Source organism: Rhizobium sp. BK456 (assembly GCF_014194045.1).
Classification (GTDB): Bacteria; Pseudomonadota; Alphaproteobacteria; order Rhizobiales; family Rhizobiaceae; genus Rhizobium; species Rhizobium redzepovicii.
Genome location: NZ_JACIAO010000018.1, coordinates 1 through 13,145, shown reverse-complemented (window position 1 = coordinate 13,145; position 13,145 = coordinate 1). Strand labels below are relative to the sequence as shown.

The following is a 13,145-nucleotide window of genomic DNA, read 5'->3' as shown; positions in this document are numbered from 1 at the left end:
TTTGCAAACGGCGCCGGCCCCCTTACATAGGGCTCAACAGGGCCAATGTGTGGTCTCGCGTAAACGCCCGCGTCGTGGGCAGACAGGTGTTTGATGACAACGATCATTACAGTTCGAAAAGGCGGCAAGGTGGTGATGGCCGGTGACGGCCAGGTGAGCCTCGGCCAGACCGTCATGAAGGGCAATGCCCGCAAGGTGCGCCGCATCGGCAAGGGCGAAGTCGTTGCCGGTTTCGCCGGCGCCACGGCCGATGCTTTTACCCTGCTCGAAAGGCTTGAAAAGAAGCTGGAGCAATATCCCGGCCAGCTGATGCGCGCCGCTGTCGAGCTCGCCAAGGACTGGCGCACCGACAAATACCTGCGTAATCTCGAAGCCATGATGCTCGTCGCCGACAAGTCGATCACGCTGGCGATCACCGGCAATGGCGACGTTCTGGAGCCCGAGCATGGCACGACGGCGATCGGTTCTGGCGGCAATTTTGCCTTCGCCGCCGCCCGCGCCCTCATGGATACCGACAAATCGGCTGAAGAGATCGCGCGCCGCGCCCTCGAAATCGCCGCCGACATCTGCGTCTACACCAACCACAATATCGTGGTGGAATCGCTGGATGTCGAAGGCTGAATCTGAGGCCTTCCGGCCGCTCCCGCGGCGAACAAAGATGTATTTGCGGCCGGGCGCTGATGGCCCTGGACCACCAGGAGAATGACACGCAATGACGACCTTTTCCCCCCGCGAGATCGTTTCCGAACTCGATCGCTACATTATCGGCCAGCATGACGCCAAACGCGCCGTCGCGATCGCGCTGCGCAACCGCTGGCGCCGCCAGCAGCTCGACCCGAGTCTGCGCGACGAAGTCATGCCGAAAAACATCCTGATGATCGGCCCGACCGGTGTCGGCAAGACCGAGATCTCCCGCCGCCTGGCAAAACTCGCCGGCGCGCCCTTCATCAAGGTGGAAGCCACCAAATTCACCGAAGTCGGGTATGTCGGCCGCGATGTCGAGCAGATCATCCGCGATCTGGTCGAGGTCGGCATCGGTCTGGTGCGTGAGAAGAAGCGGACCGAGGTCCAGGCCAAGGCGCATGTCAGCGCCGAGGAGCGTGTTCTCGATGCGCTGGTCGGCACCACGGCTTCGCCCGCTACCCGCGAAAACTTCCGCAAGAAGCTGAGGGACGGCGAGCTCGACGACAAGGAGATCGATATCGAGGTGGCCGATGCCGGTTCCGGCATGGGAGGCTTCGAAATACCCGGCATGCCAGGCGCCAATATTGGGGTGCTCAACCTGTCGGAGATGTTCGGCAAGGCGATGGGCGGCCGCACCAAGAAGGTCCGCACGACGGTCAAGGCCTCCTATACCGATCTGATCCGCGATGAATCCGACAAGCTGATCGACAATGAGGTCATCCAGCGCGAGGCCGTTCGCTCCACAGAGAATGACGGTATCGTCTTCCTCGACGAAATCGACAAGATCGCTGCCCGCGACGGCGGCATGGGTGCCGGCGTGTCGCGCGAAGGCGTCCAGCGCGACCTTCTGCCGCTCGTCGAAGGCACGACAGTTTCGACCAAATATGGGCCGGTGAAGACGGATCATATCCTCTTCATCGCCTCAGGCGCCTTCCATGTCTCCAAACCCTCCGATCTTCTGCCGGAGCTGCAGGGCCGATTGCCGATCCGCGTCGAATTGCGCCCGCTGAACAAGGAGGATTTCCGTCGGATCCTGACCGAGACGGAAGCAAGCCTCATCCGCCAGTACCGCGCACTGATGGAGACCGAAAGCCTGAACCTCGAATTCACCGACGACGCGATCGATGCGCTCGCCGATGTCGCCGTGCATCTGAACTCCTCCGTCGAGAATATCGGCGCCCGCAGGCTGCAGACGGTGATGGAGCGGGTCCTGGACGATATTTCCTATAACGCCCCCGATCGCGGCGGCACGGCCGTCACCATCGATGCCGCCTATGTGCGCGAACATGTCGGCGATCTCGCGCAGAATACCGATCTCTCGCGTTTCATTTTGTGATATCGGCGCACCGGTCCATGTCTTTCCCGACGTGAATGCCGGATTGTCACGCACTCTCTCTCGACAGCGGGCCTTTTACTTTTTAGTGAAGGCCCGTTTTGTTTTCCGCTCCGGCTTTATTCGGCCAAGATTCTGGTCCAGTCAGCCGCATCGCAAACACGACGATGGAACGGGACGGGATAGCGGATCGTGCGACGCCTTTTGACAAGCCTTTTGATTGCCGTTGCCCTGGTGAATTCGGCGCCTGCCTTCGCCATGCAGACGGTGCCGGCCGGCAATCGTCATGCCGAACAGCCCGATATTCCGGGCGCTTCCGTCAGGCGCACCAAGGGAACCAAGAGCAGCTTCGATCTGAAATATGAAAAGGTCCACGACCTGCTGGCGACCGATCGCGAGCTGATGGCCAAGATTCGCAAGGTCTCCAGCGCTTACGGCATCAATCCCATCCATGTCGTCGGCGCGATCGTCGGCGAACACACCTATAACGTCGACGCCTACGACCGGCTGCAATCCTATTATGTCAAGGCCGCTTCCTATGCCGGTGAAAGCTTCCGCTTCGCCTATGACGGCGAAAACGTCGATGAATTCGTGGCGCGGCCGCAATTTGCCGAATGCAAAGGCAAGAGTGATTCCTACACGCTGTGGTCCTGCCGCGAAGATGTCTGGGAAAGCGATTTTCGCGGCAAGACGGTGGGCGGCAAGAGCTTCCCCAACAACCGCTTCAGCGCGGTCTTCTTTCAGCCCTTCTACGCCGGCCAGACCTTCGGCCTCGGCCAGGTCAATCCGCTGACGGCGCTGATGCTCTCCGATCTCGTGGCCCGCGTCTCCGGTTATCCGAAACTGAACGAGAAGAATGCCGGCGCGGTCTACAGGGCGATCATGGATCCCGACATATCGCTCGCCTTCGTCGCCGCCTCGATCCGCCGGTCGATCGACGATTACAGGGAGATTGCCGGCATGGATATCTCAGGCAACCCCGGTCTGACGGCAACGCTTTATAATGTCGGCAACTCGCGCCAGCGCGCCGCCGCACTCGCTGCGAAGAACCGCTCTTCGGGTGCGACCGTCTGGCCGGAGGAGAATTATTACGGCTGGCTGATCAACGACAAGCTGGACGAACTCAAGGGCCTGCTCTAGCTTCAAGCTTGCCGGGAAGGCGCTGATCTTCCCCGAAAGGCTTTGACGATGGACATGCGTCCTGATCCCTTCTTTCCGCCGGCACCGCTGCCGCGCACCGTGCCGCCAAGCCGGTTGGAAATCATCCGCATCATCCTGCGCAATCCGCTCGAACTCTGGGGCGAGCCGTCCTATACGCTGCCCTGGATAAAGACGAGCTTCTTTGGGCAACACACGCTGATCGTCAACGATCCCGGTCTGATCAAGCATGTTTTGGTCGATAATGCCGGCAATTATCGCATGTCGGACATTCGCCAGCTGGTGCTGCGTCCGATCCTGCGTGACGGCCTCCTGACCGCAGAAGGTCCCGTCTGGAAGAGATCACGCAAGGCGGTGGCGCCGGTTTTCACGCCTCGCCATGCCCAGGGTTTTGCCGGGCAGATGCTGCGCCAGTCGGAAGATTATGCCCGCAAATATCAGAGTGCCGGCGAGACGGGGGCAATTTTTGATATCAGCACTGATATGACCGAGCTGACCTTCGCGATTCTCGCCGACACGTTATTTTCAGGCGAAATCGTCACCTCGAGCGGCCATTTCGCCGATGACGTCAATGCTCTCCTGCATCGCATGGGCCGCGTCGATCCGATGGACCTGATGCGCGCCCCCTCCTGGGTTCCACGTGTGACACGCATCGGCGGTCAGACAGTGCTGGAGAAATTCCGTTCTATCGTCCGCAACACGATGGATATGCGAACCGCAAAGATGAAGGCGAATCGCGCCACAGCACCCGAAGATTTCCTGACCCTGCTGCTGGACCAGGCCGGCCCCGACGGGCTGACGAAGGAAGAAATCGAAGACAATATTCTGACCTTTATCGGCGCCGGGCATGAGACCACGGCACGGGCATTGGCCTGGACGCTCTATTGCGTCTCGAACAGCCCGCATATCCGCGAGGCGATGGAGATGGAAATCGACGCGGTGCTCGCCACCGGGGCCGAACCTGTGGAATGGCTGGATATGATGCCGCAAACGCGCGCTGCCTTCGAGGAGACGTTACGCCTCTATCCGCCGGCGCCATCCATCAATCGCGCCGCCATATCGGATGACTCCTGGACAAGCCCCAAGGGCGAGCGGGTCGAGCTCGAGGCCGGGATCACCGTGCTCATCATGCCCTGGACGCTGCATCGCCACGAACTCTATTGGGATAGGCCGCGCGCCTACATGCCCGAGCGCTTCCTGCCGGAAAACCGCGGCTCCATCGGCCGCTTCCAGTTCCTGCCTTTCGGCGCCGGTCCGCGTGTCTGCATCGGCGCAACCTTTGCGCTTCAGGAGGCGGTGATTGCCCTTGCCGTGCTGGTGCATCGATATCGTTTCGATTCCACCGATGAGACCAATCCCTGGCCGGTACAAAAGCTGACGACGCAGCCGCAGAACGGCCTGCCGATGCAGGTGACACCGCGCATAATTTCCCGATAAGCATAAATCTTTCGAATTATTGCGGAATTGACTGTGAATGAAAGCCGGGCAAAGTGGCAGCATTCAAAGTCGTTGCCAGGGAGAATGTCGCATGAGCCGCATTGATAAGAACGGTCTTGCCATCGAAGCCGTCCTTCATGATTTCCTCGTCCAGGAGGTTCTGCCGGGTCTGGGGATCGATGCGGACAAGTTCTTTGCCGATTTTTCGGCGATCGTCCACGATCTCGCCCCGAGGAATCGTGCCCTGCTGGCAAGACGCGACGAGCTGCAGATCAAGATCGACGACTGGTATCGCCAGCACGGCGCGCCTACGGATATGGACGACTACCAATCCTTCCTCCGCGGGATCGGCTATCTCCTGCCGGAAGGATCGGACTTCCAGGTTTCGACCCAAAATGTCGACCCCGAGATCGCCTTGATCGCCGGCCCGCAGCTCGTCGTTCCCGTCATGAATGCCCGTTATGCGCTGAACGCTGCCAATGCGCGCTGGGGCTCGCTCTACGATGCGCTCTATGGCACGGACGCCATTCCGGAGAGCGACGGCGCCGAACGGGGCAAAGGGTACAATCCGAAGCGGGGCGAGAAGGTCATCGCCTGGGTGCGCGATTTCCTCGACACAGCGGTACCGCTGCAGGACAGCAGCTGGAAGCACGTAGGCGGTTTCGCTATCAAGGATGGGGTGCTCGTTCTCCGATCGACCGATGGCGAACAGGCAATGCTTGTCGATGGCGGGCATTTTGCCGGCTATCGCGGCGATGCTGCGGCCCCGACGCATATTCTCTTGAAGAACAACGGCATCCATATCGAGATCGTCATCGATGCGACGACGGCAATCGGCAAGTCCGATCCGGCTCATATTTCCGATGTCTGGCTGGAATCGGCGATCACGGCGATTATGGACTGCGAGGATTCGATTGCCGCCGTCGACGCCGAGGACAAGACCGTAGTCTATCGCAACTGGCTCGGCCTGATGAAGGGCGATCTGCAGGAGGAAGTGGTAAAGGGCGGGGCGAGCTTCATCCGCAAGCTCAACCCGGATCTGGACTATACCGGTCCGGATGGCGCTGCCTTCGAGCTGCATCGCCGCTCGCTGATGCTGGTGCGCAATGTCGGCCACCTGATGACCAATCCGGCCATTATCGACCGCGACGGCAGGCAAGTGCCGGAGGGTATCATGGATGCTGTCATCACCGGCCTGATCGCGCTTTACGATATCGGCCCGGCCGGCCGGAGGAAAAATTCCCGCGCCGGCTCCATGTATGTGGTCAAGCCGAAGATGCATGGGCCCGAAGAGGTCGCCTTCGCGGTCGAAATCTTTTCGCGGGTCGAAGATGCGCTTGGTATGGAGCGCAACACCATCAAGATGGGCATCATGGATGAGGAGCGCCGTACGACGGTCAATCTCAAGGAATGCATCCGTGCTGCCCGCGAGCGGGTCGTCTTCATCAATACCGGCTTCCTCGACCGCACCGGCGACGAGATCCACACCTCGATGGAAGCCGGCCCGATGATTCGCAAGGGCGACATGCGCCAGGCAGCCTGGATATCGGCCTATGAGAATTGGAACGTCGACATTGGCCTGGAATGCGGCCTCGCCGGCCACGCCCAGATCGGCAAGGGCATGTGGGCGATGCCGGATCTGATGGCGGCGATGCTGGAGCAGAAGATCGCCCACCCGAAGGCCGGCGCCAACACTGCCTGGGTCCCGTCACCGACGGCCGCGACCCTGCATGCCACCCATTATCACCGGGTCAATGTCGCCAGGGTTCAGCAGGGGCTGAAGGACCGTGCCCGCGCCAAGCTCTCCGATATTCTCTCCGTGCCGGTCGCGGTACGGCCGAACTGGACGCCGGAGGAAATCCAGCGCGAACTTGATAACAATGCCCAGGGCATCCTCGGCTACGTCGTACGCTGGGTCGATCAGGGCGTCGGCTGCTCGAAGGTGCCCGATATCAACAATGTCGGCCTGATGGAGGATCGCGCCACATTGCGCATCTCGGCCCAGCACATGGCGAACTGGCTGCACCACAAGGTCGTCACCGAGGCCCAGATCGTCGAAACCATGAAGCGCATGGCGGCCGTCGTCGACCGGCAGAACGAGGCGGATCCCCTCTACCAGCCGATGGCCGGTAATTTCGACGGCTCGATCGCCTTCCAGGCCGCCCTCGACCTCGTGCTGAAGGGCAGGGAGCAGCCGAACGGCTATACCGAGCCGGTGCTTCACCGCCGCCGCCTCGAGCTGAAGGCGAAGCCGACCGGTTGAGGGTATAGAATATGAAAAGGCCGCCGGAACGACAGTTCGGCGGCCTTTTTTATACCGAATTCGGTCTATACCCTACTGGATAACGACGACCTTGGACGTGCCTTTGCCGGGGCGGACGCGGCTGTAAAGGTCGATCACGTCCTGGTTCATCAGGCGAATGCAGCCCGAGGAAGCGGCGGTGCCGATCGAGGCCCATTCCGGCGTGCCGTGCAGGCGGAACAGCGTGTCCTTGCCATCCTCGTTGAAGAGATACATGGCGCGCGCGCCGAGCGGATTGCTGAGGCCCGGGCCCATGCCGTCCTCGACATACTTGGCGACGTCAGGGCGGCGAACGGCCATTTCCTTCGGCGGGTGCCAGGTCGGCCATTCCTGCTTCCAGGCGACGTAGGCGGTGCCGGCCCATGCGAAGCCCTGCTTGCCGACGCCGATGCCGTAACGCATCGCCTTGCCGTTGGCGAGGATGTAATAGAGGAAGCGCTCGCGCGTGTTGACGATGATCGTACCCGGGCGCTCGGTGGTCTGGTAGCTGACGACCTGGCGGCGGAACTGCGGCTTGACCCTGTCGATCGGGATCGCCGGCAGAGAATATCCGGCATCCTTCGTCACGCCATAGGCGTCGTTGAAGATCTGGGCTGTCTGTACGGTCGGGCCTGCGCCCTTGTCGTCGACGGATGCGCTGTCTGATGTCGAGGAGCAACCGGCCAGTGCGAGCGTCGTCAGCAGGCCAAATACCGGGAATGCATTGCGGATGCGCATAGATGACTCTTGAAGTTTTAGGGCAAGGAGAACAGTCTTTCGACCATCGTTGATTATGGTTTATTTTCGATTAACTTGCGCTTTGCAAGGCTACTGCAGCGCGACAAATCCGTCTGCGGCGCAAATTAGAAGCGCATGGTTTTTTTGCAACAACACGCCAGCCCCTACTGTGGTTATCCATGACGATTTTGAGCGTTTACAATAACAATCCGTTAATCGATGGCCGGCAATCGGACAGAGCCATGATGGTGCGGCGCGGAACGCAGATTTTGCTGCATGAAATGCGCCATGCCGTGCTGCCCGAACTGCCGCTGGCCAGCGGCCGCCGTGCTGATTTGATCACCGTTTCGGAAAAGGGCGAGGTCTGGATCATCGAAATCAAGACGTCGATCGAGGATTTCAGGGTGGATCGCAAATGGCCGGAATACCGGCTGCACTGCGACCGGCTGTTCTTTGCGACTCACGAAGGTGTACCGCTCGACATCTTTCCCGAGGAGTGCGGGCTTTTCCTCTCGGATGGTTATGGCGCCCATATGATTCGCGAAGCGCCGGAACACCGTTTGGCCCCGGCCACACGCAAATCCGTCACGCTCAATTTCTCGCGCGCCGCCGCGCAACGGCTGATGATGGCCGAATGGGCGAACGGAAAGCCGTTCACCGTCGATGATGTTTGACGGATGTCTTGGCTATTTCGGCGCGCGTTTGGCGAGGATGCGCTGCAGTGTCCGCCTGTGCATGTTGAGGCGGCGCGCCGTTTCCGAGACGTTGCGCTCGCACATTTCATAGACCCGCTGGATGTGCTCCCAGCGCACCCGGTCAGCCGACATCGGATTCTCGGGAAGCTCGGCCTTTTCGCCCGGCCTCTGCGTCAGCGCCGAAAAGACGTCGTCGGCATCCGCGGGCTTTGCCAGGTAATCGACGGCGCCGAGTTTTACGGCGGTCACTGCGGTTGCGATATTGCCGTAGCCGGTCAGCACGATGATCCTGGTGTCGTCGCGTCGCTGGCGGATCGCTTCGATGACATCGAGCCCATTGCCGTCGCCGAGCCGGAGGTCGACCACCGCATATTTCGGCGGCCTGCCTTTCGATTTCGCAACGCCTTCCGCCACTGATTCGGCCGTTTCCACCTGGAAACCGCGCGTCTCCATCGCCCGGGCCAGCCGGCGCAGGAACGGTCCGTCGTCGTCGACGATCAGCAGGCTGGCGTCGGGACCAATATGGTCTTCATCCCCAGCGGCGAAATTTTCGTGATTATGGTCTGTCATCGTCTTGGCCCTGGCGCTTGAACGCCCGATCTGCGTCAACCGCTTATATCCTACTTATGCCGACAAAGTCACTTTGTCGAATTTGCGTCGATCAGCATGCGCGGCCATTCGATCCGGATACGCGCCCCCGCACTTTCCGGGTCGCGATTCTCGAAAATCAACGATGCGCCCGAGCGCTCCAGCAGCGTCTTGGCGATGAAAAGCCCGAGCCCGAGGCCGCCCGCCGTATCCTCCTTTTGCCGCTTGGTCATATAAGGCTCGCCGATCCGCGTCAGAATATCGGGGGCGTAACCGTTGCCGTCATCCTCGATGACGATCAGCACTTTGTCGTGATCATGCTCGACGGTGATCCTTACTTTCTCCCTGGCATAATCGACGGCGTTTTCAATCAGATTGCCGAGCCCATACATGATGCCGGCGTTGCGGTCGGTCACCGGCTCGTCCTTGCGCGGGCTCTTTTCGATCAGCTCCAGCGTAATGCCGAACTCCCGGTGTGGCGCGACGATCTCCTCGATCATCGAGGAAAGCGGCAGGCGGCGCATATGCGCTTCTCCTTCCGAGGAAAGTGTCGTCAAGCGCCGCAGGATGTCACGGCAGCGCTCGCTCTGGCTGCGCAACAGCATCACATCCTCGCGGAAACGATCGTCGTCCTTGAGTTCGCGCTCCATTTCCTTGGCGACGACGCTGATTGTCGCAAGCGGCGTGCCGAGTTCGTGGGCGGCCGCAGCCGCCAGTCCGTCGAGCTGCGAAAGATGCTTTTCCCGCTGCAGCACCAGTTCGGTCGCAGCCAGCGCATCAGCAAGCTGGCTCGCCTCCATCGACACCCGATAGGCATAGAAGGCGGCGAATGCCATCGTCGAGGCGATCGAACACCAGACGCCGAACTGCATGACGTTGTGGACATTGATCTCGACGCCGTCGAACCACGGCAGCGGAAAGGGCGAAAAGGCAAGCACCGTGATGCAGACCATCGCGAAGCCGATAAGCGCCGTGCTGTAACGGATCGGCTGCGAGGCAAACGAGATGATAACAGGCACGCAGACGAGGGCTGCGAAAGGGTTGGCGAGGCCGCCGGTGATGAAGAGCAGCGCGCACAGCTGCAGAAGATCGAAGCCGAGCAGCGCAAAGGCGGCCGGCGGTCCCAGCCGGTGTGTCGGCGGATAGCGGATCGTCAGATAGAAATTCACCCAGGCAAGCGCGGCGATCAAAGAGGAGCTGGCAATCAGCGGCAAGGGAAATTTCAGCCAGAAGGCCACGATAAACACCGTCAGCGCCTGTCCGCAGACCGCAAGCCAGCGCAGCCGCACCAGCGTCTGCAGGCGCAGCCTGCGGCTGCTGTGCCGGTCTTCCAGCGCATGGCTTTCCGTCTTGTCGATCATGCCGAGGACTCCTCAAATGGTCCTCATGTACCACGCGGTTTTGCCCGTGTCGTCGGCAATGCCTCTTGCGGCCGCTCCGGCCAGGGATGCCGCGGATAACGGCCGCGCATATCGGCGCGCACATCCTTCCATGAGCCGGCCCAGAAGCCCGGCAGGTCGCGGGTCGTCTGTATCGGCCGATGCGCCGGCGAGGTCAGTTCGAGCAGCAGCGGCAGGCGGCCTCCGGCTATCGCCGGGTGCTGCTTCAGCCCGAACAGCTCCTGCACGCGGATCGTCAGCACCGGCTCCTCGCCCTCATATTGGATCGGATGCCTCTGACCCGTCGGCGCTTCGAAATGGGTCGGCGCAAGTCGGCTAAGGTCGCGCTGCAACTCGTGCGGCACCAGGGACATCAGCCCGTTCGAAAGCCCGGCTGCGGAAATCTCGGAGAGGCCGCGGGCCTCCGTCTGAAACGGGCCGAACCAGTCGTCCAGCCGGGAAAGCAGGGCATCGTCGCTGACATCGGGCCAGGGATCGCCGATCGTCCGGTGAAGAAATCCAATTCGCTCGCGAAGTTGCACGGCCTCCTTCGAGAAGGCGAGATGATCGAGCCCGAGTTCGCGCACCCCCTCCACCAGCGCCTGGGTGACGGCGGCGCCGGAAGGTCGGGGCAAGGGCGTCTCTTCGAAGACGATCGCACCCAGCCGGGTTGCCCGCCGCGCCCGTATCTGCCGGCTTTGCCGGTCGAAAAAGATCTGATCGCCGGTTCTGATCTCGTCGGGCAGCTCGGCTTCGATGTCGCCGCGTGTCACCTCGGCCGCCGCCAGAACCCGCGCCTGCGCCGCCCGCCCGGTGAGATCGCCTATGACAAGCATCTGGCTGCCGGCCAGCCTCTCGGTTTCCGGCAGTTCCGCGCCGCGCCCGTTCGCCATCACGAATCGGCCGCGCCCGCCGCGCTGAAGGGCGATTCGATCCGGGAATGCATGCAGCAGCAACTGGCCCGCAAGCGCCGGCGCCGTGGCGGTCACTCTGTCGAGGCCGCTTGCCAGCCGTCCCGCCAGCCGCCGCGAGGCCTCCGCTCTTTCGCCGCGCTCGGCCTTGAAGCGTCGCAGCCGCTCCTCGATATCGATGCTCGTCCCGCCCATTCCCTGTTCGGTCAGAAGCACGGCGATCAATGCCGCATCCCGGGCGTGCCCCGATTCGCCTGCAGAAACGACCATGGCGGCAAGCCGCGGCGGCAAGGCGAGATTGCGCATGACCTTGCCGCGCGCCGTCAGCGCTCCATCCTTGTCGAGCGCACCGAGTTGGCCGAGCAGCACGCGCGCTTCCTTAAGCGTCGTCTCCGGCGGCTGGTCGACAAAGGCAAGCGATCCCGGATCCTGAACGCCCCAATGGGCGAGATCGAGCACCAGCCCGGAAAGATCGCTGGAAAGGATCTGCGGCGGTGTGAAGGCCGGCAGGGCCGCCGTCTGTCCCTGGTGCCATAGCCTGACGGCGATGCCCGGTTCCGTTCGGCCGGCACGACCGGCCCGCTGATCGGCCGACGCCCGCGACACGCGCACCGTCTCCAGCCTCGTGATCCCGGTCGACGCTTCGAACACCGGCAGACGCTGCAGCCCGCTGTCGATCACGATCCTGACGCCGTCGATAGTGATCGAGGTTTCGGCGATCGACGTCGCCAGCACGATCTTACGCATTCCTTTGGGCGCCGGTCGTATCGCCGCGTCCTGCTCTTTCTGGCCAAGATTGCCATAGAGCGGCGCAATCAGTGTTTCGCTTCCGCATCGTCCCTGCAGGCGTTCCGCGGTTCGGGTGATTTCCGCCTGACCGGGCAGGAAAGCGAGGATCGAGCCGGTTTCATCGGCATGGGCATCAAGTATCGCCCGCGTGACCGCATCCTCGATACGCAGGCCGCCTGGTCGATCCTGGTAACGCGTATCGATCGGAAAGCTGCGTCCCAGGCTTTCGATGACAGGTGGATGAGAGAGCAGGGCCGCCACACGCTCGACGTCGAGGGTCGCCGACATAACGAGGATCCGCAAATCCTCGCGCAGCGCCGATTGGACGTCGAGCGCCAGCGCCAGCCCGAAATCGGCATCCAGCGAACGCTCGTGAAATTCGTCGAAAATCACGACCGAGACCCCGGCGAGTTCCGGATCGTCGAGGATCATCCGGGCAAAAACCCCTTCGGTCACCACCTCGACCCGTGTCGCCGCCGATATCCTGTTGTCGAGGCGCATGCGGTAGCCGACCGTGCCGCCAACCTGTTCACCGAGCAATGATGCCATGCGGTTTGCCGCCGCCCGCGCTGCCAGCCGCCGCGGCTCAAGCAGAATGATCTTGCCGTCGCCGCGCCAGGCCTGGTCGAGCAGGTAAAGTGGCACCAGTGTCGTCTTGCCGGCGCCGGGCGGCGCGGAAAGAACGGCGCGTTTCTGCTCGGCCAGGGCGGCGCCGACGGCCGGCAGGACATGTGAAACCGGAAGCTCCGGCAATGATGCACTGATTGTCACTTTCGTCCTGTCATCGTCTCATAGGCAAGGAAGGATGGCGCCGGCCAGCTGTTCGTCGTCGAGAACAAGCATCCTTCACTCCGCCGGATCGGTCTTTCCTCCGAGACTAGCGAGTGAGGCGCGCTATAGGCAAGCACCTGGAATTCCGCTTCGGGCTTCCCATATAAGCCTTGCTCCCTCGCCGAAGCCTTTCTCTGGGGATTCGGCAAAAGCGAATCTCAAAAACCGCCCGATTGGGCGGTGGATTTCTTCGTTTTGAGAGATGAGCGCTAAAAGCCCTTCATTTTCAACCTGTTACAAAAATGTCAAAAAACTTTGGGTATGTGTGTTGACTGTTTGGGAGGGTTAGTTCTATAAGCCCACTCACTGAACGAGGGCGGC

The 13,145-nt window shown here is 61.6% G+C and carries 10 protein-coding genes; 6 read left to right on the top strand and 4 right to left on the bottom strand.

The features are described from left to right. Nucleotides 1-93: 93 nt before the first annotated feature. The 5 genes from hslV (at nt 94) to FHX03_RS32520 (ending at nt 6,875) form a co-directional block, all read left to right on the top strand. The gene (gene hslV / locus FHX03_RS32540; protein ID WP_003583308.1) at nt 94-621 is read left to right on the top strand and encodes an ATP-dependent protease subunit HslV; all 528 of its coding nucleotides are present in this window, start codon (nt 94-96) and stop codon (nt 619-621) included. Nucleotides 622-712: 91 nt separating this feature from the next. After that, nucleotides 713-2,020: an ATP-dependent protease ATPase subunit HslU gene (gene hslU / locus FHX03_RS32535; protein ID WP_097625131.1), complete on the top strand. Its 1,308-nt coding sequence runs from the start codon at nt 713-715 to the stop codon at nt 2,018-2,020. 189 nt (nt 2,021-2,209) lie between these two features. Beyond that, a complete protein-coding gene (locus tag FHX03_RS32530) occupies nt 2,210-3,157 on the top strand; it encodes a DUF1402 family protein (protein WP_097625132.1) in 948 nt (315 codons plus the stop codon). A gap of 48 nt (nt 3,158-3,205) precedes the next feature. Beyond that, entirely contained in the window at nt 3,206-4,612 is a 1,407-nt protein-coding gene (locus FHX03_RS32525) for a cytochrome P450 (RefSeq protein ID WP_183857293.1), read from the top strand. Between the two features lie 91 nt (nt 4,613-4,703). Further along, the gene (locus tag FHX03_RS32520) at nt 4,704-6,875 is read left to right on the top strand and encodes a malate synthase G (RefSeq protein WP_183857291.1); all 2,172 of its coding nucleotides are present in this window, start codon (nt 4,704-4,706) and stop codon (nt 6,873-6,875) included. A 72-nt stretch (nt 6,876-6,947) separates the two neighbouring features. Here FHX03_RS32520 and FHX03_RS32515 read toward each other — a convergent pair whose 3' ends face one another. Beyond that, nucleotides 6,948-7,631: a L,D-transpeptidase gene (locus FHX03_RS32515; RefSeq protein ID WP_097625135.1), complete on the bottom strand. Its 684-nt coding sequence runs from the start codon at nt 7,629-7,631 to the stop codon at nt 6,948-6,950. A 179-nt stretch (nt 7,632-7,810) separates the two neighbouring features. Between FHX03_RS32515 and FHX03_RS32510 the strand changes: the two genes are divergently transcribed. Then, a complete protein-coding gene (locus tag FHX03_RS32510; protein WP_003589465.1) occupies nt 7,811-8,305 on the top strand; it encodes an MmcB family DNA repair protein in 495 nt (164 codons plus the stop codon). A 12-nt stretch (nt 8,306-8,317) separates the two neighbouring features. Here the strand turns inward: FHX03_RS32510 and FHX03_RS32505 are convergent, their stop codons facing one another. From FHX03_RS32505 to hrpB, 3 genes are all read right to left on the bottom strand, one after another. Then, nucleotides 8,318-8,896 carry an ActR/PrrA/RegA family redox response regulator transcription factor gene (locus FHX03_RS32505; protein ID WP_097625154.1) on the bottom strand — a complete coding sequence of 193 codons (579 nt, stop codon included), beginning with the start codon at nt 8,894-8,896 and terminating at the stop codon, nt 8,318-8,320. 68 nt (nt 8,897-8,964) lie between these two features. Then, nucleotides 8,965-10,275: an ActS/PrrB/RegB family redox-sensitive histidine kinase gene (locus tag FHX03_RS32500; RefSeq protein WP_097625136.1), complete on the bottom strand. Its 1,311-nt coding sequence runs from the start codon at nt 10,273-10,275 to the stop codon at nt 8,965-8,967. A gap of 23 nt (nt 10,276-10,298) precedes the next feature. Continuing rightward, nucleotides 10,299-12,764, bottom strand: coding sequence for an ATP-dependent helicase HrpB (hrpB, locus tag FHX03_RS32495; protein WP_183857289.1), 2,466 nt, complete (start codon nt 12,762-12,764; stop codon nt 10,299-10,301). Between the last annotated feature and the right edge of the window lie 381 nt (nt 12,765-13,145).

Coding starts and splice junctions, on each gene's coding strand:
- hslV (WP_003583308.1), top strand. CDS start 94: ATGACAACGATCATTACAGTTCGAAAAGGCGGCAAGGTGGTGATGGCC.
- hslU (WP_097625131.1), top strand. CDS start 713: ATGACGACCTTTTCCCCCCGCGAGATCGTTTCCGAACTCGATCGCTAC.
- FHX03_RS32525 (WP_183857293.1), top strand. CDS start 3,206: ATGGACATGCGTCCTGATCCCTTCTTTCCGCCGGCACCGCTGCCGCGC.
- FHX03_RS32520 (WP_183857291.1), top strand. CDS start 4,704: ATGAGCCGCATTGATAAGAACGGTCTTGCCATCGAAGCCGTCCTTCAT.
- FHX03_RS32515 (WP_097625135.1), bottom strand. CDS start 7,631: ATGCGCATCCGCAATGCATTCCCGGTATTTGGCCTGCTGACGACGCTC.
- FHX03_RS32510 (WP_003589465.1), top strand. CDS start 7,811: ATGACGATTTTGAGCGTTTACAATAACAATCCGTTAATCGATGGCCGG.
- FHX03_RS32505 (WP_097625154.1), bottom strand. CDS start 8,896: ATGACAGACCATAATCACGAAAATTTCGCCGCTGGGGATGAAGACCAT.
- FHX03_RS32500 (WP_097625136.1), bottom strand. CDS start 10,275: ATGATCGACAAGACGGAAAGCCATGCGCTGGAAGACCGGCACAGCAGC.